Origin of the sequence: Mycolicibacterium cosmeticum (assembly GCF_000613185.1) — a bacterium.
Classification (GTDB): domain Bacteria; phylum Actinomycetota; class Actinomycetes; order Mycobacteriales; family Mycobacteriaceae; genus Mycobacterium; species Mycobacterium cosmeticum.
In genome coordinates this window covers 372,838-394,457 of record NZ_CCBB010000003.1, presented here as the reverse complement: position 1 = coordinate 394,457, position 21,620 = coordinate 372,838, and the positions used below count along the sequence as shown (strand labels likewise).

Genomic DNA, 21,620 nt, shown 5'->3' with positions numbered 1-21,620 from the left:
GCCGCCATGGCCAGACCTGCCCGCCCCTCCGACGACACCTCCTCCGAAGCCGAGCGCTTCGTCGAGCTCGTCCGCTCGACCGTCCCCCCGATCCACCCGGCCGGCCTGCCGTTCATCGCCGGTGGCCTGGGCATCGCGCTCGCCGGGCGCAACCGGCGCTGGCTGCGCAACACCGGCCTGTCCGCCGCGAGCTTCTGCGCGTTGTTCTTCCGGCACCCGCCGCGGGTGCCGCCCACCCGGCCGGGTGTCGTGGTGGCGCCCGCCGACGGCCGGGTCACCCTGATCGACCAGGCGGTGCCGCCGGCCGAGCTCGGTCTGCCGGACACCCCGATGACACGGATCAGCATCTTCCTGTCGCTGTTCGACGCGCATGTGCAGCGCGCCCCGGCGGCCGGCGAGGTGGTGGCCGTGCGGCACCGGCCCGGCCAGTTCCAGTCCGCCGACAAGGACACCGCCAGCGAGGCCAACGAACGCAACAGCCTGCTGATCCGCACCCCGGACGGGGTGGACGTGGTCGCCGTGCAGATCGCCGGCCTGCTGGCCCGGCGGATCGTCTGCACCGCCCGCCCCGGCGACAAACTGGCCCTCGGCGAAACGTACGGCCTGATCCGTTTCGGGTCCCGGCTGGACACCTACCTGCCCGACGGCGCCAAGGTGGCCGTCGAGATCGGGCAACGCGCGATCGGCGGCGAAACCGTGTTGGCCGAGTTGCGATGATCGCCGGGGAAAAATGATCAAGGCCCGGATCAAGCCGCCGACGGTGAGCCTGCGGATCCTGCCCAGCGCGATGACCGTCGCCGCCATCTGCCTCGGGCTCTCGGCGGTGAAGTTCGCCCTGGACGGCCGGCCCACCGAGGCGATGGCACTGCTGGCCGTCGCCGCCATCCTGGATGCGCTCGACGGCCGCACCGCCCGGATGCTCAAGGCCACCTCCCGCATGGGCGAGGAGATCGACTCGCTGGCCGACGCGGTGAATTTCGGTGTGGCGCCTGCCTTCATCGTGTACGCCACGCTGCTGTCGCATTCGCAGATCGGCTGGATCGTGGTGCTGTTCTACGCGGTGTGCATCGTGCTGCGGCTGGCCCGGTTCAACGCCATGCTCGACGCCGATCTGCCCGCGTACGAGAAGGAATACTTCATGGGCATGCCGGCCCCGGCCGGCGCCATCGGCGCGATCGGCCCGATCGCGGTCAAGATGCAGTTCCCCGGCGACTGGTGGAACACCCCGGCCGCCGAATGGGTGGTGATCGCCTGGATGATCGGCGTCTCGCTGCTGGTGGTCAGCGCCATCCCGATGCGCAAGGTGCACACCTTCTCGGTGCCGCCGAACATGGTGGCGCCGCTGCTGGCCCTGCTGGCGATCGGCGTCGCCGCCTCGGTGCTGTACGGCTACATCGTGATCATGGTGATCATCGTCGCCTACGTCATCCACATCCCGTTCGCGGTGCGCAGCAAGCGCTGGGTGGCCGCCCACCCGGAATCCTGGAACGACAAACCGCGTCAGCAACGCGCAGCGCGCCGGGCCATTCGGCGCACCCAGCAGCCGCACCGGCGCTCGGTCTCCCGGCTCGGCCTGCGTAAGCCGCCCGGGCGGCAGTGAGTCACACCGGATGACCCTGACGCTGACCGCGCGCCTGAACACCTCGGCGCTGGATTCGCGCCGCGGCGTGGTGCGCCTGCATCCGGAGGCCATCGCGGCACTCGGCATCCGGGAATGGGACGCGGTGTCACTGCTGGGGGCGCGGCCCACCGCCGCGGTAGTCGGGGTGGCGCCCGACGGCACCCCCGCCGGGGTGGCCCTGCTCGACGATGTCACGCTGTCCAACGCGGGATTGCGCGAGAACGCTGCGGTGGTGGTGGAGCCGGTGACGGTGTACGGCGCGAAATCGGTCACGCTGACCGGGTCGCGGCTGGCCACCCAGTCCGTGTCACCGGCCACCTTGCGAATGGCGTTGCTGGGCAAGGTGATGACGGTCGGCGACACCGTGTCGCTGCTGCCCCGCGATCTGGGGCCGGGCACCTCCACGTCGGCGGCGACGACGGCGCTGGCCACCTCGGTGGGCATCACCTGGACCTCGGAACTGCTCACCGTCACCGGTGTGGACCCCGCCGGGACGGTCAGCGTGCAACCCAATTCGATGGTGTCCTGGGGCGACGGCGTCTCCGAGCCGGTTCCGCTGCGCACCACCGTGGCGACGGCGGCGATCCCGTTCGACGACCTCAAGGGCGCGCACGTCCAGGCCGGCAAGCTGACCGAATGGCTCAAGCTGGCGCTCGACGAGCCGCAGTTGCTGGAAACCCTGGGCGCCACAGCCAATCTCGGGGTGCTGGTGTCCGGGCCGGCCGGCGCCGGCAAGGCCACCCTGGTGCGCGCGGTGTGCGCCCACCGCAGGCTCGTCGAGCTCGATGGGCCCGAGATCGGGGCGTTGCGCGCCGAGGACCGGCTCTCCACGGTGGCGGCGACGGTGGCCAAGGTGCGCGACGGCGGCGGCGTGCTGCTGATCACCGATATCGACGCGCTGCTACCGGCCGCCGCGGAGCCCGTCGCGACCCTGATCCTGGCCGAGCTGCGTACCGCGGTGGCCACCAAGGGGGTGGCATTCATCGCCACCTCCGCGGTGCCCGACAACGTGGACGCCCGGCTGCGCGCACCCGAACTGTGCGACCGGGAGCTCGGGGTGAGCCTGCCGGACGCCGCCACCCGCGCGGCGCTGCTGGAGGTGCTGCTGCGTGGCGTACCGGTCACCGATCTGACGTTGGACGACATCGCGGAACGCACACCGGGTTTCGTCGTGGCCGACCTCGCCGCGCTGGTTCGGGAGGCCGCCCTGCGCGCGGCGGCGCGGGCCAGCGGTGACGGGCAGCCGCCGACGCTGACCCAGGACGACCTGACCGGCGCGCTGTCGGTGATCCGCCCGCTGTCCCGCTCGGCAACCGAGGAGGTGGCCGTCGGCTCGGTCACCCTCGACGACGTCGGCGACATGGTGGCGACCAAGCAGGCGCTGACCGAGGCCGTGCTGTGGCCACTGCAGCACCCCGACACCTTCGCCCGGCTGGGCGTGCAGCCGCCTCGGGGTGTGCTGCTGTACGGCCCACCCGGCTGCGGTAAGACGTTCGTGGTGCGGGCGCTGGCCAGCTCGGGCCGGCTGAGCGTGCACGCGGTCAAGGGTGCCGAGCTGATGGACAAGTGGGTGGGCGCGTCGGAGAAGGCGGTGCGCGAATTGTTCAGGCGGGCAAGGGATTCCGCGCCGTCGCTGGTATTCCTCGACGAGATCGACGCGTTGGCACCGCGGCGCGGGCAGAGCCATGATTCCGGGGTCACCGACCGGGTGGTGGCCGCGCTGCTGACCGAATTGGACGGGATCGAACCGCTGCGCGATGTGGTGGTGCTCGGCGCCACCAACCGGCCCGACCTCATCGACCCGGCACTGCTGCGGCCCGGTCGGCTGGAGAAGCTGGTCTTCGTCGAACCGCCGGATGCGCAGGCGCGCAAGGACATCCTGCGCACCGCCGGCAAGTCCATCCCGCTGGCCCCCGATGTCGACCTGGAGGCGCTGGCCGTGGAACTGGACGGCTACAGCGCCGCCGACTGCGTGGCGCTGCTGCGCGAAGCCGCGCTGGCGGCGATGCGCCGCTCGATCGACGCCGCCGACGTGACGATGGACGATGTCGCCAAGGCCCGCGAGACCGTGCGGCCCTCACTGGATCCCGAGCAGGTGGCCTCGCTGCGGGCGTTCAGCGAGAATCGCTGAACCGGTTCCGGTCTGCAGTCAAACGTACTGCGCGACTCGGCCCCGAACCCGAGTAGTGCACTACTCGAATCCTCTCCCCTGCGCCGCCAGATACTCGGTGTGATCGCTGCTGCACCGGCCGCAGTGATCACAACGAGAGGACATTGTCATGACCGCCACACAACTCGAATCCACGATGTCTGATGCGTCGAACGGCCACGAGCCGTCGGATTCCCCGCCGGACGTCGCCTGCAGCATCAAGCGTCTGCCGCTCCGGTTGACCGAACGTGCCGCGAAGGTGAGCATCAGACTCAACCCGGCGAACGCACCGCTCCTCGAGTTCGCCAATATTGCTGCATCCCTTCCCGATGCGCCACTGGCGCTCACGCTGCTGACAACGAAGTACTGGGGTCCTGCTCAGCGCGTGTTTTCGGTCAGCTTCATGGAGGCCACGCCGTCGGACCTGCGGGCCCGCATCGTCAGCCATCTCAATGCCTGGAGCCTGCGGACCGGCGTCTCGTTCACCCAAACCGCAGGTGTGGGTGATGTCCGCATATCTCGCGGACCGGGCGGTTACTGGTCCTACCTCGGCTCCGACATCAAGCTGGTTCCGCCCAATCGGCAAACGATGAATCTCCAGAACTTCACGATGAACACCCCGGACTCGGAGTTCCGGCGGGTCATCCGTCACGAGGCGGGGCACACCCTCGGCTTCCCACACGAACACATGCGCAAAGAGCTGGTGGAGCGAATCGACCCGGCCAAGGCATATCCGTATTTCCTGGCCAACCAGGGCTGGTCGAAGGAGATGGTCGACCAGCAAGTGCTGACACCGCTGAACAGCGCGTCGATCATCGGAACCGCCGCCGACCAGGACTCGATCATGTGTTACCAGCTGCCGGGAGCGATCACGTATGACGGCAAACCCATCCGGGGCGGCACCGATATCAACGCAACCGATTACGCGTTCGCTGCGCGGGTGTACCCGAAATTACACTCCGCGGGTGACCGCGCCGGCTACGCGGACCCCGCCGATGATTGGGGCGTAGAAGAAGACGTGGACGTCTCAGTGTGACGGTAGCGTTCCGGGCATGGCCCACTACGTCGATATCACGCACGAACCGGGACCACCACCGGCTCATCTCACTGTCAACGTCGAAGACGTACTCAGGTTTTCGGCGTCCGGCGCCGTCGTACGCGAGGGAACGAGTATCGAAATCCTCGGCATCTTCAGCGAGGCCATCCTCGCCACGAACGGTGAGGTGCTCGCCCCGCAAGGGCCACCGAATGTGGTGCTGGTGCGCGCTTGCGCCCCAGGTAGAGCATCGCTTGAGATCATCGCCGGTGATCCTTTTCAGTCATCGGAGGACCGACAGACCGTGGGCATCATGGTCAGCTAGGACACGTTGCCGGATGCACTGTGTCACCGAAGGGCGAGAACCGCTGGGACGCGGTGCAGTGCGCAATCGGCTACCTGATGCCCAACCACCGGCTACATTGAGCCAGTGAGCCCGCACGGACGGCCGCTTTCCCCGTTCGAGTCGATCCACGCGCTGGTGTCCGAGACGACGGTGATGGCGATTCGGGTCACCGAACCGCTGGACCGGGACGCACTGGGGCGCGCGTGGGAGCTACTGGTGCAGCGTAATCCGGTGCTGACCGGGCGGATCGAGTTCGGTGCGGCGGGCCTGGAGCTGGCGGTGGACGGCGCCGCACCCGAGCCGGTGAGCACCGGCCGGGTCGACCCGGAGCACAACACCACCACCCCCATCGCCTTCGGCGCCCCGGTCGCGGGTCTCGATGTCACCGGCGAATGGGCCAGCCTGATCACCCACCACGCCATCGCCGACGGCATCCTGATGTACCACTGGTTCCGCACCCTCTGGGAGAACTACACCCAGATCGTTGCCGGCGCAACGATTCCGGCACCGGAGCCGGCACCGGTCCCGGCGGCCACCGAGACCCTGCTCGCCGACCGCGGCGTCACCAAGGGCACCCGCACCGGCGCCGAACGGCTCGACGGGGTACCCGTGCACCCGTTCGCAGACCCGGTCGGCCGGATCACCGGCGCGGACCCGTTCGCCCTGCACCGGTTGATCACCGTGTTCGGTCCCGACGAGACTGCCGCCCTGCGCGCGTCGGCCAAGGCCCACCAGGAGACGTTGCACGGATTGATCTGCGGCGCGGTCCTTTCCGCCGAGCGTGAGCTGCTGGAGCCGGACGGTGCGCTGCCGCTCGGGCTGATCTCCCACGTCAACATCCGCAAGTGGCTGACGCCACCGGCGCGGGACGCCGACGGGACCAACGTGCTGGGTTATTCGTGCGCGCAGGTGTCCGTCGGCCGCGGCGACGACGCGCGCGCGATCGGCGAGCAGATCCTGGCGCAGCTGCACACCGATCTGGACGACGGGGTGGTACAGCAGACCTGCCTGCACATCCCGGAGATCATCGCCCGCTGGGCCAGCAGCGACAACCTGGAGCCGATCTCCGTCTCGAACATGGGCGATTTCGGGTCGCTGCCGGTGCCGGCGTCCGACTTCCGGGTCCGCGGTAACGCGAACTACGCCGTGCTGGCCGCCGGTGGCCCGCCGGAGAATCTGCCGCTGTCCACCGGCCGGCATCACGCCGTGTTCAGTTACGGCGGCCGGCTCAACATCCAGACCACCTATCCCGCCGCGGTGCTCACCGCCGACCGGGCCCAGGCCTTCGCCGACCGGATCAGGGCGCTGCTGCTGGCGATGCTGGATGGCTGAGATACCCACCGCCGCAGGCAGAGTACCGGTTCTGGGGCATACTCACCTGGTCGCCGGCGACCCGCGGAAATTCCTGCTCTCCCTACCCAGCCACGAGCCGATCCTGCGCGTCTACCTCGGCCCGCAAGCCTCCTACCTGCTGACCACGCCCGAGTTGATCCGCGACGTCAGCCTGGGCCGGGCGGGCAACTTCCACCGCGAGGCGCTGCGGGAGGCGATCAGCGATCTGGTCAGCGGGGCCACCAATGTGCTCAGCGGTGACGAGCACGACCTGCGCCGCAGGCTGATCGCCCCGGTGTTCCGGCAGGGCCGGCTGACCGAGTACACGCGCACCGTGACCACCATCGCCGACGAATGGTCGGCCTCCCTGAGTGCGGGTCCGTGCGGGGACCTGCGCCTGCGGGTACACGACCTGGTGACCCGCACCATGTTCGCCACCCTCTTCCAATCCGACACCGACGATGGTGCGATCGGCTTCATCCGGGAACGGGTGCCGTGGCTGCTGTCCGAGGTCATCATCCGCGGTGCGCTGCCCAAACCGATTCGCCGGCTTCGGTTCTGGGCCGACCGTAGGTTTATCGGCCGGTCCCGGGAGGTCCGCGCCGCCATGCGGTCCCTGATCCGGCAGCGCCGTGACGACCCCGATCGCGGCGATATGCTCTCGGCCCTGCTGCATCATGTCGACGCCGAGACCGGCGCGACGTTGTCCGACGACGACATGGTCGACGAGCTGCTGCTGGCGCTGGCCGCCGGAATCGGTTCGCAATCCTCGATCTTCTCGTGGCTCATCTACGAGGTCGCCCGGGCACCGCAACTGGCCGAACGGGTGCACGCCGAACTGGATGCCGGCCCCGAGCGGCCGTTGCTGCGCAAGGTGCTCACCGAGACGCTGCGGGTGTGGGCGCCGTGGATCAGCCTGCTCACCTCCGACGGACCGGTCCGCATCGGCTCTGCCGACTTCCCCGACGGCACCAACATCCTGTTCAGTCCCTACCTGGTGCACCACCAGGAGCGCTACTTCCCGCGTGCGGCGGTCTTCGACCCGGACCGGTGGGACGGTGACACCGCTGACCGGCAGGCCATGATGCCGTTCGGCATGGGCCAACGACATTGTCCAGGAAGCCAATTCGCGCTGCTGTCGATCACCGCGCAGGCGGCCGCGTTGTTCTCCCACTGGCGGGTGACCCTGCCCGACGATTTCGCCGTCAAGGCCCAGGGCAAGGACTTCGTGCTGTCACCGGCCACGCTGCCGGTGACGCTGACGGCGCGACGTTAGCCGGCTGCGGTCTTCTCGGCGATATCGCACACCCGCGGCACCCCGTCACCGGTCGCCCGCAGCCGCGCCCCCAGCGCGGCCGCCGCGACACGGGTCCGCTCGTCCAGCAGGGTGTCGATCGCACCGCTCAAGGTGTCGGCGCCGAGTTTGGTGAACGGCACGTGCGCGCCGACGCCGAGGCGCTCGACCTGGTTGCCCCACAACGGCTGATCGAAGGACACCGAACACACCAGGGTCGGCAGGCCGGCGCGCAGACTCTCGAACAGGGTACCGATGCCGCCGTGGTGCACGGCGGCGCCGCAGTACGGGAAGACCAGGTCGTGCGCCAGGGCGTCGACGATGAGCAGGTTGGAGCCGGTGTGCACGGTGTCGGCGCCCAGCGCCGCGCCGCCCACGCTGATCAGCGCCCGCTGGCCGGTGCGATCGCAGATCCGCCGGATCAGCCCGATCACCGATCCGAAGTCCTGGATCGGCAGGCTGCCGAACCCGAAGAAGATGGGCGGGGTCCCGGCTTTCGCCCACTCCAGCACCTCGGTGTGCTGGTCGGCCAACTCGCCGATCGCTTCCCGCGCCGACCGGGGCAGCCACAGGAATCCGACGAAAGGCCGTGCGGCGCCCCACTCCTCGGCCAGCCCGGGCACCAACGCAGGATCGTACATCTGCAGTTCGGGCACCCGGCGCCGGGCGAGCAGTGCTTCGGTGCTCGACCTGGACTTCGGCAGGTCCAGCTTGGTGCGCAGGTTGTTGAGGTACTTGCCGAACACCACGGTGCGCAGCCGCTCGACCGCCGACCAGGCGGCGCGGTTCACCACGGCGGGTGTCGGCCAGTGGTGCGGCAGCGCCCCCGGTGGGGCGTAGCTGCCGTTGCGGCGACTGGGGTAGGTGTGCAGGGTGACCATCGGGATATCGCGCGCCTCGGCCAGGATCACCGACCTGTCCTCGCTGAAGGTGGTGCAGATGATCATCTCGGCGTCCTGCGCGATGTCGAGCAGCTCGTCGTCCATCCGGTCGGCGTAGTCGGCCATCTGGCCCGACACCATCGACATCAGTTTGAACGAATTGCCGGCGGCCAACGCACGCTGCCCCTCGGGTGACGAGTACAGGGCATGCACGTCGGGCCCGAAGCGACGGGCCGTCAGACCGGTTCTGCCGACGAAGTCGACGAAATTCGGTGGCGCGCCGATGATGACGGTGTGTCCCCGGCGTTCCAGCTCCAGGCCCAGCGCGATCCCGGGCTGGACGTCGCCGCGGCTGCCGACGAGAGGGATGAGGATGCGCACGATGGCACCTTTCTAGCCGAACAGGCCCGTGACGATGATGCAGAGGTAGAAGGCGATGACGAAGACGGTGGGCCAGACCCGGGGATGGTCAACTGGTCGTCGGCGGCCGAAGATCCACAATCCCACACAGGGCAGCACCGCCACCGCAAGCAGCGGCCGGCTGCCGGTCACGGCCACCGCCAGCAACACCGCACCGACCCCGAATGCCCATGCGGCCCAGGCACTCCCGTTAACCCCGAGGATGCGGGCGTACGAGTGCGGATCATCGGCGGCGACGTGCCGCGAGGTCTTCCTGGCGAATTCCAGGTGCAGGAAGGCACTGGTGAACACCAGCGGTACGGCCAGCGCGGACGGGCCGAGGCCGGGCTGCCCGAACATGATGAATCCGGTCACCAGGAACTGGGCCGGGCACACCACCGCAAGATTGACCAACGGGTTGTCCCGCACCGCCGGGAGCCGGGATTCCGCCCACCACAACGCCAGCCCGTATCCCAGTGCCGATGCCAGGACGGCCGCGGCAGGCAGGGAAACCGCCGCGGCCAGCAGCAGCGCCACCATGGCGGCCGGAGCCATCGCCACCTGCAGTTCCCGCGTGCTGATGCGCCCCTGCACCAACGGGCGTGACGGGTTGTACCGCCGGTCGTAGTCGAGATCCTTCTGATCGTCGACCATCCGCAGAAACGCGCCGGCAGCGATGAGCGCCAACGCTTTCAGCGCGGTGTCCCAGGTCGGGCGCCACCCGCCCGGCGCCCCGGCCAGCACGTGCGTCATGCTCTCGACGGCGAGCACCCACAACGTCAGATAGACCGGGTAGACCGGTAGATATCGTTCGGCCAGGAATCTAGATATGGTCATCGGCGGCGAAGGTCAGTTCGACGGTCGCTCGCGTCTGCCCGGACTGGGTCACCGCACCGCGGAAGGTCAGCGCATCCTCGCCGGCCGGTGCCATCGTGACGGTACTGGGCGCGTCGAGCTCGGTGAACGACTGGAAATCGCAGCGCATCCGGGCCGGACCGGTGACCGCGGCGGCGCGGCCGCCCAGCAAGGTCATGGCCAGCTGGCGGCCGGCTTCGATGATCAGGCCGCCGGGCAGGTGGTCCAGTGGGTGATCGAAGATCGTCGGGTGCGCGATGTCGACCACCACCGGCGCACACGCCCCGTCGGCGTGCGGTGCCGGCTCACCGATCACCACGTTCTCCCGGCAGGACCGGCCCACCCGGTCCGGATGGGCCGGCGTGATCTGCGGCCCGGGATCCCAACTGGCACCGGCCCGTAACGCCGTCCACTTGGCCGCCGACATCCAGCCGAAGGCACCGGAGAGCTCCATCAGCTTGGTGCCCTCGTGGGTGGCGACCCCGGCCACGTCGAGGCCTTGCACGGGCCCGTCCTGCCCGCGGCGGAATTCCCTGCGCACCATGATGGTGAATTCCAGGTCCAGGGTCTGCCGGCCGCGCCGCAGCGCGGCCGGGTCGACCACCGTCAGCTCGTAGTAGCGGACCGTGTGCCGGGCATCCAGGGCGACGTCGTAGAACAGGTGACTGGCCGCGATGCAGGCCTGCCGGAAGGCCTCCATGACCAGCAGCGGGTCGTGGTACTGGCCCTGTGCACCGGTCATGTCGGTGTGGAAGCTGTGCCGTCGGGGCAGCTGAGCATGGCACAGCCATGGATCGGTCGACTCGGCGGCTCCGGTGACGGAGGTGACGAGTACCTCCGAGACCGCGCGTTTGTGCACGAGTTCGCGGTCGATGGTCCGGGAATGGTTGCTGGCGTTCATGATTCACCGTTCTGTTGGGCCCGGTGCATGGGCAGATAGGCCGATTGCAGGACGATGCGATACCACGCATCGAGCGGAATGCGTTGCCGGTCGGCGGTGTCGATGGCCGCCAGCCAGTCCTGGCCCGTTGCGGGCCGTGCGAGCTGTCCGGCTTCCCGCAGCCGCCGCCAGGTGTCGTCCTGGGCGGCGGCCAGGTCACCGTTGCGCCGCGGTACGCCGGCTTCGATCTCGGCCGCCAGCCGGGTCGCGTCGTCCGACGCGTCGGCGCCGGCGCGGGCTGCCGAGATGACATCGCCCAGAACGGTTTCCGGGAAGTAGATGCTCAGCTCACGCAGCACGTCGTCGGGGTCGTCCGGGGAATGCACCTGGTTGAGCAGATAGGTGCCGGACGACAGGGCGTGCCGCAGCTGACCGGGCGCCCGCTGCGCCGGATCGGCCGGGCCCTTGTCGGCGGTCAGGCGCACCGACACCGGCTGGGTGCGGTCGGGATGGGTGACGATCAGCACCAGCGACGGACTGAGCTGCGCCAACTGATCGGCCAGCCGGCGCCGGTCGGCGGTGGCACGATGCCAGTTGAAGTACCACAGCGCACGCAGATGTAGCGGGGTGAGCCGAACCGGGTGCGCCCCGACGATGCGGTAGTCGTTGCCGCGCAACCAGGTCACCGCCCGGCTCATCCCACCGGTCACCGCGGCATCCGGTTTGAGCAGCAGCACCGCGCGGCCGAAGGAGAATTCGGCCGCGTCGAGGTGCAAGCGGTCCAGCACGTCGTGGGTCTGGACGAAATACGTGTCGGTGGCGTACCTGCTGACGACGTCACTGTGGGTCATGCGGGGCTGCTCTCGGTCTGCCAGGTGGCCAGCACCTCGGCGATGGACGGTTGCGGCCTGCCCAGGTATCCGGTGCGCAGGCACGAGTCGAGAATCCGGCGGAAGTAGCCGGCACCGGCATGCGGTGCGCAGATGCCGAGCCGGTCCCGGGTGGTGGTGCTGTCGAAGCACACCCGCCGCGACAGGTAGCTGGTGTAGAGGCGGCCGACCTTGTCGTAGTAGCCGCGCTCGATATCGTCGAGGTCGTCCGGGTCGAAGGTGGCCGGTGGCACGAAGTCCGCGACCCGGAACGACGGGTACTCGGCCAGGATGTCCGACATGGTGCGCAGCGAGACCGGGGCGGCACCGACGGCGTGGAAGGTGTGACCGGCGTGGCTGCCGACCTGCCCGGCCACCGTGGCGATCGTGTCGGCGACGTGACCGATCGGCGAAAGGCCGAGTGTCGCCGCGTAATTGCCCGGCAGGGTTTGCAACTTTCCTTCGACGATCAGTTTGAGCACCTGGTAGATGTGCTTGTGTTCGCGGCTGTGCCCGGTGCGGTATTCGCCGGAGACGATGCCGGGGCGCACGATCGCCCACCGCAGCCCGCAGGCCCGCACCAGCTGTTCGGCCCGGAATTTGCTGCGTTCGTAGTCGTTGCCGAACCGCTGCCCGACGTCGAGCTGGTCCTCGGTGAAGGTGCCGTCGTACTCGCCGCACACGTAGGCGGTGCTGACGTAGAGCAGATCGGCGTCCCATTCGCGCGCGCACGCCACGGCGTGCGCGGTGCCCTGCACGTTCAGTTCGGTGTATCGGTGTTCGGGCAGGCCGAAATCGGTGACCGCCGCACCGTGCACGATGACGTCGATCTCGCCGGCGAGCTCGCGGCGCGTGCCGGCGTCCAACCCGAAGCCCGGCGCACGGACGTCGCCGTACACGGTCCGGGCCGGCCGCACCGCGCGCCCGTTGTTGGCGACGATCTCGGCCCGCCGGTGCACCAGCGCAACGACGTGGTGACCGCTGCGCACCAGCCGGGCCACCGTGTCGGCGCCGACATGCCCGGCCGCGCCGGTGACCAACACCCCCCGAGCGCCGGTCATGACGGATCCTTCTGCGTGCGAACCACTTCCACCAGGTCCGCGACGGTCGTCACGGTTGCCAGCGCCTCCTGGGGCAGCGGCGGCAGGGCGAAGGCCCGCTCGACGGCGATGGCCAACTCCAGCAGTCGCAGGGAGCTGTACCCGAGGTCGGTGACCAGTGCACTGTGCAATTCGGGTTGCCCCGCGGTGTCCGGCGCCATGGCCGCGACCAGGGTGAGCACGTCGCGCTGCAGATTCGTCATGCCCGACCCCGCTCCGAGGGTTGTGCTCCCCCGCTGGCCAGCAGATCTCTGGCCTCGTCCAGTTCCACGTAGGCGTCCAGATATCCACCCATCCGCAGCCACTGGTAGCCGTATTTCAGGGTGTCCTGCCACTGCGTACGCGAGGCGAACGACGAGGGGAACATCTCGCCGCCGGTGACGGTCTGCACGTCGGCGACGAGCCGGTCCAGGTCGGCCTGCAGGCGGGCCGCGTCGTCCTGGTCGCCGATCGAACACCCGGCCAGTCGACGGGCGTGGGCGGCCAGTCGCGGATGCTCCGGTACCAGCGTGTCCAGGTCGGACAGCAGCACCGGATCCCCCGGCAAGGGGGTGACACCCCACGCGCTGGCCAGGATCCGGACCGCCATGGTGACGATGCGCCGGCCGCACAGGGCGGCCACCTGCCATTGCCCGTCCTTGACCGCACCGTCGAAGTCCTCGCGTGCGTTCTCCAGCACCATGTTGGCCAGCACCAGCGCGCTCGCGGCCTCCGCGAAGGCCTTGGGCGGCAGGGCCGACCTGGCGATGTCGCCGTCGGCCGGCGCACCGTCGATGGTGAGCACCGGCCGCCGCACCGACGGCGGCGGGGTCAGCGGCCGAACCGGGTCACACATCGCGGCAACGGGTTTGATGGTGCCGGCGCCGCGCCAGTGCAGCGCGACGAACCCGTGCCGGACGAACAACCGGAGGTGCGCCGGCGCGGCGGCGGTCTGCGCCAGCGTCTGCCCGAACACCACCTGACGCCAGGACTGCGCGCACGCCGGCGACAGCACGAACAGGTCCGACTTGCCGCGCACCACATGGGTGGCCGAGCGGATCGGCCAGGTGGTGACGTGCGGGACCTTCTTCAGCACCACATCGTGCGGGTCCAAGGCGACGGCCGGCCCGCCCAGCCGGGCGGCCAGTGCGAGCGCGCCCGCCACGGTTGGGGCGGCCGCCAACCGCTGGTACTCGTCCAGCAGTGCGGTGTCGGCCCCGGATCGGCGCAGCCGGTCGATCTGCAGCGGCAGCCATTTGACTTCCAGGTAGCCCTCACCGTGCCGGGCCAGGAACGCCTTCATGGTCTGGGTCAGGCCTTCGCGCGCCCAGGCCACCGCCTCGGTGTCGGTGGGCCCGCCCAGCAGGGCCAGCGCGGCGCCGTGCCGAAGGCAGTGGTCGGCGCGGCGCTGCCACCACCGCGACAGCAGGCCGGTCAACTCGGGATAGCTCACGATGTCGCGCAGGTCCCCGTATCCCGGACCGGTGCGCAGCACGGTGCCGCGCAGGAAGCGCTGCACCCGGTTCAGCACGTCCTCGGTGACCGGCGCGCCGGTGTCCAGGGCACGCCGGATCTGGTGCAGGCGCTTGCGGACCTGCGCGTGTGACTGGGCCCGGATCTCCACCCGGTGACCGTCGATGAACAACACGGTCGGCATCACGGCTTCCGCGCCGGCGCCGGGCAGCAGCAGGAGCAGATCGATATCGGAGCCGTCGTTGCCGAAGCCCTCGGCCAGGGAGCCCTCGAAATGCACCGTCGCGTCGTCCGGGATCACCGCGTGTTCGCGTGCCTTGTCGAACAATGCCCGGACCGTGTCCAGCGGACCCGGCCCGGGCGCCGACAGCAGTTCGGCGCCGGCCAGCCGACCCGATCGCCACTGCTGCCACATATGGGAGCGGCGCGGCTTGCCGCTGGAGGTGCGGGCCAGCCCGCCGCGGGGCACGCCGACGAACCACACCGGGGTGTCGGCACCGACCTGCGCGGCCAGCGCGGAGCGCAGCGCGGGAATCGGGGTGCGGCACGGTTGTTCGACGAACATCGCCACCGCGGGCCGGTCTCCCTCGTTGACCGCGACGGCCACCGCCCGGCCGGTGACGTCGAGGTCCTCGGCGAACACGGTGCGGCCGTTGACCTTGAGGCTGGTGCCCATCCGCCCGAGCACGTAGAGCTGCCCGTTGAGCAGGAATCCGGCGTCGCCGGTGTGCAATTCGTCGCCGATGCGGCGGGTCGTGCTGTCCGGGTCACCGCGGTATCCCCCGAAGACCGAGTCCCCGGACAGCACGATCTCACCGAGTTCGCCGTCGGCGGCGGCGCCCTCGATCCGTACCCGGTGTCCCGGGATCGGTGCACCCACGGAAACGACCTGCGCGCCGTGCTCGGCCACCGGCACCGGCTTGCCGTGTCGCAGCGCGGCTTTGTCGATGCGCACCGTCCGCAGCGGTTCGCCCAGCCGGTGCGCGGTGGCGATCAGGGTGGCCTCGGCCAGGCCGTAGGACGGCAGGAAGGCGCGCGGGGAAAAGCCCAGGGGCGCCGTCAGTTCGGTGAACGCGCGCAGGGCGTCGGGATCGATCGGTTCGGCCCCGACCACGATGGTGCGCAACCGCGACAGGTCCAGGTCGTCGATGTCGGCCGGTGTGAGCCGCCGGCCGGTGTAGGCCAGCCCGAACGGGGGCGACACGGTGTGTCCGGTCTCGACGGCCGCGCGCAACCAGCGCCCCGGGTCCCGGATGAACTGGTCCGGCCGCATCAGGTGTAGCCCGCGCTGCCGGGTGACCGCTTGAAAGACGGTGCCTATCAACCCCATATCGTGGTAGAGCGGCAGCCACGACGCGGTGGCGTCACCGGCGGTCAGATGGCACACCGCGTCGATGGCGTCCAGGTTGACCGCCAGATTGCGCCAGCTGATCCGTGCCCCGCGGGGCCGGCCGGTCGACCCGGAGGTCATCTGCAGCAGCACATCGGCACCCGGATCGCCCAGATCGGTCAGCGGCGCACCGTCGGGGGTGTCGTCGAGCACGATCCGGGCCGGGCCGTCCGCCGCCTGCGCGACGACCCCGGCGAATGCCGAGCAGGTGATCACGGTGTGCGCCTGCGAACTCTGCAAGATTCCGCGCAGATGCCGCAGGTACTGGTCGGTGTCGTGGAACAGTGGCGGTGCGACCGGTGTCAGCGTCGCACCCGCGGCCGTCACCGCGAACATCGCCGCCAGGCACAGATGTGAGGTGGGCATCAGGACGCACACGGTGTGCCCGGCGCCGACGCCGCGATCCACCAGCAGTCCGGCGATCCGCCGAACCTGTTCGGCCAGCGCCGAATACGGCAGATAGTCCCAGCCGTCGTCGTCCGCCAGGTGCACACCGGTGTCGGCGCTGGGCGTGTCCAGCCAGCCGCGGATGGCCTGCACCTCAGACATCGGAGCGCTCCTGCAGCAGGGTGACGCTGCCGGCCGCGCCGTCCACGCTGACGGTCATGCCGGTGCGCACGAGATCGGTCAGGCCGTCGATCTGCACCACGGTGGGCACCCCCAACTCGCGGGCGATGATCGCGACATGCGTCAGCGGAGACGCGCGTTCGATGAGCAGGGCCGAGGCGAACGGCAGCGCCGCCACCCAGCCCGGGTCGGTGCGGTAGGCCACCAGGATGCCGCTGGAGAAGTCCTCCGGTCGTTCCACCACGACCGCGCGCCCGGTCACCACCCCGGGACTCGACGGGGTCCCGGTCAGCACCGTGCCCGCCGTCGCCTCGGCCACGGCATCCCTGCGCCGCCAGCCCGCGCCGGCCAATTCGGCCGCGGTATAGCCGGATCCGGTCGTGACGAACCGGGGCGGGGCCTTCAGTTCCCGGTATCCCGGCTCCAGGGCCGTGCGCCGGGCGATGGCCGCCCGTGCCTGCGCCCGGGTGGTCGAACCGTCGTAGAGCCCGAACAGCTCGTCGCGGGTCAGTTGGAAGACGTCGCCGGTGGTGTCGACGATGCCGCGCTGCTGCAGGTCCCGCGCCATCACCGCGACCAGTGATTTCAGGATCCCGAAACCTTGGGTGCGGGCGAACCGCAGGTGCTCGCGGTGGGTGGCCGCGCGCTGGATCTTGCCGCGCAGCGCGTCGAAGATCCTGCGGCGCGGGCCGTGCAGGTGCGCGTCGAGATACGCCTGTGCGGCGTCGTTCGGGCGGTCGGCGCCCTCGGGAGCGGCCATCCGCAGCATGTGGAAGATGCCGGATGGATCCTGGCGCAGATCCGGTGCTTCGAGCTTGAGTTCGTCCAGGCAGCGGTACCCGAACCGGTCGATGTAGTCGTCGATCTTGCCGAGCAGCAGCTGCCAGGCGGAGCCGGGGTCGTCCTCGGCGTACTCCACCAATTGCGGGTAGGCGGTGGCCGGGTCGGCCGCATCGATGAAGGCCCACAATTCGGGCGCGCTGTGCGCGAACGCGGCGATGTCGGCGAGCGCCCGGGCCGGTTCGATGGACACCACGTCGGTGCCGGGATTGACGATCGCGAAGCCGAACCATTCCGGGGCGTTCGGCAGGAACGCCTTCGTCAGCACCGCGAGCAGACCGACCGAGGTCAGCAGCACGGCGTCCAGCACCATCATCGGTCCCCAGATCGAGGCGACCTCGTCGTGGATGTGGCGGAATTTCCGGTAGGCCTGCGGCCCGTCCAGCTCGGAGACGTCGGCCAGTCCGTGCCGGGTGACGAAATCATGGAATTTGCGGTCGAATTCGCGCACCAGGTCGTCGATGGCGTGGAACCGCCGGGCATAGGTCAGCGTGGTGCGGGCCCGGTGCACGATCGTGGCGCCGGTGCTGGTGAAGGTGAACGGTTTCAGCCGCCGCGCCGTCGCGGCGTCCAGCGGTTCACCGACGCCGAGCGCGACCTCCAGCACCCGGCGGTTCAGCGGGTAGCCGGGGGCAATGCCCACCATGCGGTACCAGTGCAGCAGGTTGTAGTAGACGTGGCCGTGGAATTGGCCGAGCATCACCGGCAGCCACGCCTGCATCTGGTCCAGTTGTGCCGGTGGCACTTTCAGGCTGCGCGCGTACTCGCGGTAGACGTCGGCGTAGAGCGTGCGGGCGGTGGTGAAGGTCAGCGGCGAGGTGACGCCGGCGAAGCTCTCGATGATGTTCGAGTTGTCCCAGATCCGGACCGCTCCGGGGTCGACGTCCTCGCCGAAATGCTCTGGGCCCTCAGCAGTTCGACCGCCCAGGGTGGTGATCGGGCGGGACTGCAGGATCCAGGTGCGGCCGTCCTCGTCGACCGCCCATTCGATGTCCTGGGGTGTGCCGAAATGGCGCTCCAACCGCATCCCGAGTTCGGTCAGCGCCGACCGTAGCCCGGGGTCGACGAGGTGCACCCGCTGGCGGTCGGCCGGCACCTCGGCGGTGCGGACACCGCCGCCCGCGCCGGGCAGGATCATCTGCGACTTGGTGGCGGTGGTCTCTTCGAGGACCGCTCCGCTGTGCTTGGCGACGACGACGGCGTCGGAGTCGACCGCCCCCGAGACCAGTCCCTCACCGAGCCCGTGCACGGCGTTGATGACGATTCGGTCCGGCGTACCTGTCACCGGGTCGGCGGTGAACATCACGCCGCTGGTCCGGGGCAGCACCAACCGCTGCACGATGACGGCCAGGGCGATATCGGCGGTGTCGATTCCGCGCAGATGCCGATATTGCGCGGCGCGTCGGGAGAATGCGGAGGCCCAGCAACGGCGGACCGCTGCCTCGGCGGCATCGATTCCCGTCACATTGAGAACGGTGTCGAATAATCCGGCAAAGGAATTCGCCGCGCCGTCCTCTTGGCAGCCCGAGGAGCGCACCGCGACATTTCCGTTTCCGGTGTATTCGAGTGCACCGAGAATGGCTTCCCGGATCTGCGCGGGCATGACCAATTCGCGTATCGCGGATTCGGCGTACGCGGCCTCGGCAACCCGCTCGGACAACGCCATCGGCGCCGTGCTCAGCCGCACCCCCGCCGCGTCGATCGCGAGCCGGAACGCGTCGGTGCCCAACACCGCCCACGTCGGCACCGGGAAGCCGGAACGGGACAGCTCGAAGAGGTTCTGCGCCTTGCCGCCGGCCATCGCGCGCACCCGGTCACCGGGTGCCTGATCGGTGATGAGCAGTGGCATCGCGGTCCTCGGGTGACGGAGGGGGATATGGGTCGGCGCGACCAGTCAATCGCGAGCTGAGAAAACACAATCCGTCTTGGCGAAATCTTGGAGCCCGTAATTCCCATTTCAAAGGGGATGAAGAACGGTTCCGCCGTTATCGCCGTTAGCTCGTCAGGCCATTGCCCGTGCGGCAGCGGGTGACGGCGTTTGCCGAATGCGGAAACGCGGTCGGATCAGGGCACGCGGAGTGCTCGTCATTTCGTTCCCCTCGTGGTGGTTGCAGTACAGACTGCGGTTCCACCGCCGAGCGGGAACGCGTAGTGGACTACTCGAATCGCTACGGCGCGCTGATCGCGGCCAGCCGGTCGATCGATGCCAGGAGTTTGTCGGACGTGGTCGCCCGAGCCCGGACCATCCGCTTCTCGTCGGTCAGCCGGGTCCAGTCGTAGGTGTGGGTGACGCGGGTGGTGGCCTCGTCGATCGGTTCCAGCTCCCACCGCCACAGGTGACCGGGAGGCTCCTTGCCCTCCTCGGACGGCAGCCAGGCGATGCGCCTGCCCTCTTCGAATTCGACGATCCGGTTGACCCGCACGGCGCCCGTCGTGATGTTCATCCGGAACACGTCGCCGACGGCGTGCACGCGCTGGCCCGCGGGCGCGTCGGCGAGATTGTCGTTGCCGTCCCAGCGGGGCTGCTGTGCCGGGTCGGCGATCAGCTCGAAGAGCGTGGCGGCGGGGGCCGCGATATCCCGGCTCGCGGAGACAATCGTGTTCACGGCCAACAGCTTACGGACGGCGTCGACCGGAGGGGCTGCCGGCCGGTCAGCCGGCTCGCACCTCGCGGGCACAACTTATCTTGACGGTGACAAGTTCTGCGTGCGATAGTGAAACTAGCCACTGACTAGATTCGAGGACACCATGGCCACCTTGGTAGGCGATCAGGAACGTGCCCGCACCGCCGACGATCTCGGCCTGGCCCTGACGCAGGGCTACCTGCCCATGACCGACTACGAAGAGCGGCTACGGCTGGCCTTCGCCGCGCACACCACCGACGAACTGCGCTCGGTGACCGCCGACCTGCCGACCGCCCGGCTCCGCGGGGCCGATCCGCGCCGCCGGGCCGCCCGGCACCGCGCCGCGCGGCTGGGCATGCGGATCCACCTCGGCGCCTACCTGGCCGGGTCGGTCCTCATGTTGGCCATCTGGCTGACCGTCGGACTGGCGGCGGGCCAGTGGTACTTCTGGCCGGTGTGGCCGATTCTCGGCTGGGGCCTGGGCGTCGCCTCGCACATCGTGCCGGTGTCGGCGGCGCTGGTGTCAGGCGTCGAGCCCGGCATGCCAGCGCGCGGCCGCTGCCGGCAACCCTGACCGCTCCCCCGCCCACGCGACGTAGCCGTCCGGCCGGACCAGGACCGCGGGCGGCAATCCGGGGCGGTCCTCGACCACCGCGAACCTCCCGTCGCGCAGATCCACGTCGGGCATCCGCCGGCCCACCAGGCGATGGTCCGAGCGGCCGCGCGGGTAGGCGATCCCGATCCCGCTGAGCCGCCCGGTCACGAACCGCCGGGTGGGCGGGAACCGGATCGCCGTCGCGACCGCCAGCGCGCGGAGATGCCGCGTCGCCCACGAGCCCAGGACCAGTTGGTTGAAGGCGTCGGTCAGCTGCAGCACCGCTTCGCCCACCGGATGCCGTTCGGTCTCATAGCTGTCCAGCAGCCACCCGGGTGCCTGTCCGCGGACCGCGGCGGCCAGCTTCCAGCCCAGGTTGACGGCGTCGCCCAGCCCGGTGTTCATGCCCTGCCCGCCGAGCGGGGAATGCACGTGCGCGGCATCGCCGGCCAGGAACACCCGGCCGGACCGGTAGTGCCGCGCCTGCCGACGCTCGCTGAGGAACCGTGAACTCCAGCGCATCTCGCCCATCCCGAAGTCGTGCCCGGCGATGCGCCGGAACGCGCCGCGGATCTCGGCCACGGTCACCGGCTCGTCCAGCGCCGCCTGCTCGCGCAGCCGGTCCCACGCGATGGCGCGAAACCAGCCGTCCCCGAAGGGGATACACAACACCACACCGTCGGGTCCGGTGCTGGCGAACAGCGTCTCACCCGGCGGCGCGCCGAGGCGGACGTCGGCCAGCAGGATATGGGTCTGGTACTGCTTGCCGACGAAATCGATGCCCGCCAGCCGGCGCACCGTGCTGTGCGCACCATCGCAACCCACCACATAGTCGGCCGGCACGGTCTCGCCGCCGGCCAGGCCGACCGTCACCCCGCCGGGATGCTGATTCAGATCCACCACCTCGGCACCGCGCCGCACCGTCACCCCGAGCTGCGCGGCGCGCCGCTCCAGCAGATGCTCGGTACCGCTCTGCGGCACGATCAACACCATCCCGAACCGGGTGGGCAGGTCCCTCAGATCCAGGGTGGCGCCACCCGGAGGGGCCAGTTCGTACACGGGCACGCCGTGCGGTATCAAGTCGGCGGCCAGCCCCCGCGCGTCGAGCAGTTCGAGCGTGCGCGCATGCACGGCGAAGGCCCGGGTGACGTTGGGTACCGAGGTCCGGGTTTCCAGGACATGCACCGGCGCCCCACCCAGCGCCAGCTCGCAGGCCAGCATCAAACCGGTCGGGCCGGCACCCACCACCACAACGCCATTGGTCGCCAAGGGCTTTCGCTCCTTCGTCGCGCACGCTGATGGTAGGCACAACCGCCCACGTAGAATGGCGGTTACGACATAGCCGTTACGACAAAGTCAGTTGAAGTTCCATAGCCGAATTGGCTGACAC

The 21,620-nt window shown here is 69.7% G+C and carries 18 protein-coding genes; 8 read left to right on the top strand and 10 right to left on the bottom strand.

Annotation, left to right across the window (positions count from 1 at the left end):
* Positions 1-6 precede the first annotated feature (6 nt).
* The 7 genes from BN977_RS20925 (at position 7) to BN977_RS20895 (ending at position 7,760) form a co-directional block, all read left to right on the top strand.
* A complete protein-coding gene (locus tag BN977_RS20925; protein WP_036401211.1) occupies positions 7-717 on the top strand; it encodes a phosphatidylserine decarboxylase in 711 nt (236 codons plus the stop codon).
* Between the two features lie 13 nt (positions 718-730).
* A complete protein-coding gene (pssA, locus tag BN977_RS20920) occupies positions 731-1,600 on the top strand; it encodes a CDP-diacylglycerol--serine O-phosphatidyltransferase (protein WP_024451781.1) in 870 nt (289 codons plus the stop codon).
* A gap of 10 nt (positions 1,601-1,610) precedes the next feature.
* Positions 1,611-3,752, top strand: coding sequence for an AAA family ATPase (locus BN977_RS20915; protein WP_036401208.1), 2,142 nt, complete (start codon positions 1,611-1,613; stop codon positions 3,750-3,752).
* A gap of 148 nt (positions 3,753-3,900) precedes the next feature.
* Complete coding sequence (locus BN977_RS20910; RefSeq protein ID WP_051561768.1) at positions 3,901-4,806, top strand: M12 family metallopeptidase; 906 nt, start codon at positions 3,901-3,903, stop codon at positions 4,804-4,806.
* A gap of 16 nt (positions 4,807-4,822) precedes the next feature.
* Positions 4,823-5,131 (top strand): hypothetical protein, encoded by a 309-nt coding sequence (locus BN977_RS20905; RefSeq protein WP_036401206.1) that lies wholly within the window; start codon positions 4,823-4,825, stop codon positions 5,129-5,131.
* Between the two features lie 105 nt (positions 5,132-5,236).
* The gene (locus BN977_RS20900) at positions 5,237-6,484 is read left to right on the top strand and encodes a phthiocerol/phthiodiolone dimycocerosyl transferase family protein (RefSeq protein WP_036401204.1); all 1,248 of its coding nucleotides are present in this window, start codon (positions 5,237-5,239) and stop codon (positions 6,482-6,484) included.
* Positions 6,477-7,760 carry a cytochrome P450 gene (locus BN977_RS20895; RefSeq protein WP_051561767.1) on the top strand — a complete coding sequence of 428 codons (1,284 nt, stop codon included), beginning with the start codon at positions 6,477-6,479 and terminating at the stop codon, positions 7,758-7,760. Before BN977_RS20900 ends, BN977_RS20895 begins: the two co-directional genes overlap by 8 nt.
* Here BN977_RS20895 and BN977_RS20890 read toward each other — a convergent pair.
* The 9 genes from BN977_RS20890 to BN977_RS20850 all read right to left on the bottom strand — a co-directional run bounded on the left by BN977_RS20890 (position 7,757) and on the right by BN977_RS20850 (position 19,617).
* Positions 7,757-9,040, bottom strand: coding sequence for a glycosyltransferase (locus tag BN977_RS20890; RefSeq protein ID WP_036401202.1), 1,284 nt, complete (start codon positions 9,038-9,040; stop codon positions 7,757-7,759). The genes BN977_RS20895 and BN977_RS20890 overlap by 4 nt on opposite strands.
* 12 nt (positions 9,041-9,052) lie before the next feature.
* Positions 9,053-9,895 (bottom strand): UbiA family prenyltransferase, encoded by an 843-nt coding sequence (locus BN977_RS20885; protein WP_084172636.1) that lies wholly within the window; start codon positions 9,893-9,895, stop codon positions 9,053-9,055.
* Positions 9,882-10,814: an AfsA-related hotdog domain-containing protein gene (locus tag BN977_RS20880; RefSeq protein WP_051561765.1), complete on the bottom strand. Its 933-nt coding sequence runs from the start codon at positions 10,812-10,814 to the stop codon at positions 9,882-9,884. The genes BN977_RS20885 and BN977_RS20880 overlap by 14 nt, the downstream gene beginning before the upstream one ends.
* Complete coding sequence (locus BN977_RS31535; protein ID WP_051561763.1) at positions 10,811-11,644, bottom strand: nucleoside-diphosphate kinase; 834 nt, start codon at positions 11,642-11,644, stop codon at positions 10,811-10,813. Before BN977_RS31535 ends, BN977_RS20880 begins: the two co-directional genes overlap by 4 nt.
* Positions 11,641-12,723 carry an SDR family oxidoreductase gene (locus BN977_RS20870; protein ID WP_036401196.1) on the bottom strand — a complete coding sequence of 361 codons (1,083 nt, stop codon included), beginning with the start codon at positions 12,721-12,723 and terminating at the stop codon, positions 11,641-11,643. The genes BN977_RS31535 and BN977_RS20870 overlap by 4 nt, the downstream gene beginning before the upstream one ends.
* The gene (locus tag BN977_RS32925; RefSeq protein ID WP_051561761.1) at positions 12,720-12,965 is read right to left on the bottom strand and encodes an acyl carrier protein; all 246 of its coding nucleotides are present in this window, start codon (positions 12,963-12,965) and stop codon (positions 12,720-12,722) included. Before BN977_RS32925 ends, BN977_RS20870 begins: the two co-directional genes overlap by 4 nt.
* The gene (locus BN977_RS20860; RefSeq protein WP_036401193.1) at positions 12,962-16,153 is read right to left on the bottom strand and encodes an AMP-binding protein; all 3,192 of its coding nucleotides are present in this window, start codon (positions 16,151-16,153) and stop codon (positions 12,962-12,964) included. The genes BN977_RS32925 and BN977_RS20860 overlap by 4 nt, the downstream gene beginning before the upstream one ends.
* The gene (locus BN977_RS20855) at positions 16,146-18,860 is read right to left on the bottom strand and encodes a phosphoenolpyruvate synthase (protein ID WP_051561757.1); all 2,715 of its coding nucleotides are present in this window, start codon (positions 18,858-18,860) and stop codon (positions 16,146-16,148) included. The genes BN977_RS20860 and BN977_RS20855 overlap by 8 nt, the downstream gene beginning before the upstream one ends.
* 319 nt (positions 18,861-19,179) lie before the next feature.
* Positions 19,180-19,617, bottom strand: coding sequence for an SRPBCC family protein (locus tag BN977_RS20850; protein ID WP_024451768.1), 438 nt, complete (start codon positions 19,615-19,617; stop codon positions 19,180-19,182).
* Between the two features lie 142 nt (positions 19,618-19,759).
* Here BN977_RS20850 and BN977_RS20845 point away from each other — a divergent pair, with 142 nt between their 5' ends.
* Entirely contained in the window at positions 19,760-20,209 is a 450-nt protein-coding gene (locus tag BN977_RS20845) for a DUF1707 domain-containing protein (protein ID WP_051561755.1), read from the top strand.
* Here the strand turns inward: BN977_RS20845 and BN977_RS20840 are convergent.
* Positions 20,159-21,499 (bottom strand): FAD-dependent monooxygenase, encoded by a 1,341-nt coding sequence (locus BN977_RS20840; RefSeq protein ID WP_036401190.1) that lies wholly within the window; start codon positions 21,497-21,499, stop codon positions 20,159-20,161. The two genes, BN977_RS20845 and BN977_RS20840, sit on opposite strands and share 51 nt — an antisense overlap.
* Between the last annotated feature and the right edge of the window lie 121 nt (positions 21,500-21,620).

Bases quoted from the DNA above. Each gene is read 5' to 3' on its own strand.
- BN977_RS20925 (WP_036401211.1), top strand. From the start codon at position 7: ATGGCCAGACCTGCCCGCCCCTCCGACGACACCTCCTCCGAAGCCGAG.
- pssA (WP_024451781.1), top strand. From the start codon at position 731: ATGATCAAGGCCCGGATCAAGCCGCCGACGGTGAGCCTGCGGATCCTG.
- BN977_RS20905 (WP_036401206.1), top strand. From the start codon at position 4,823: ATGGCCCACTACGTCGATATCACGCACGAACCGGGACCACCACCGGCT.
- BN977_RS20855 (WP_051561757.1), bottom strand. From the start codon at position 18,860: ATGCCACTGCTCATCACCGATCAGGCACCCGGTGACCGGGTGCGCGCG.
- BN977_RS20860 (WP_036401193.1), bottom strand. From the start codon at position 16,153: ATGTCTGAGGTGCAGGCCATCCGCGGCTGGCTGGACACGCCCAGCGCC.
- BN977_RS20910 (WP_051561768.1), top strand. From the start codon at position 3,901: ATGACCGCCACACAACTCGAATCCACGATGTCTGATGCGTCGAACGGC.
- BN977_RS20885 (WP_084172636.1), bottom strand. From the start codon at position 9,895: ATGACCATATCTAGATTCCTGGCCGAACGATATCTACCGGTCTACCCG.
- BN977_RS20870 (WP_036401196.1), bottom strand. From the start codon at position 12,723: ATGACCGGCGCTCGGGGGGTGTTGGTCACCGGCGCGGCCGGGCATGTC.
- BN977_RS32925 (WP_051561761.1), bottom strand. From the start codon at position 12,965: ATGACGAATCTGCAGCGCGACGTGCTCACCCTGGTCGCGGCCATGGCG.
- BN977_RS20845 (WP_051561755.1), top strand. From the start codon at position 19,760: ATGGCCACCTTGGTAGGCGATCAGGAACGTGCCCGCACCGCCGACGAT.
- BN977_RS20895 (WP_051561767.1), top strand. From the start codon at position 6,477: ATGGCTGAGATACCCACCGCCGCAGGCAGAGTACCGGTTCTGGGGCAT.
- BN977_RS20880 (WP_051561765.1), bottom strand. From the start codon at position 10,814: ATGAACGCCAGCAACCATTCCCGGACCATCGACCGCGAACTCGTGCAC.
- BN977_RS31535 (WP_051561763.1), bottom strand. From the start codon at position 11,644: ATGACCCACAGTGACGTCGTCAGCAGGTACGCCACCGACACGTATTTC.
- BN977_RS20915 (WP_036401208.1), top strand. From the start codon at position 1,611: ATGACCCTGACGCTGACCGCGCGCCTGAACACCTCGGCGCTGGATTCG.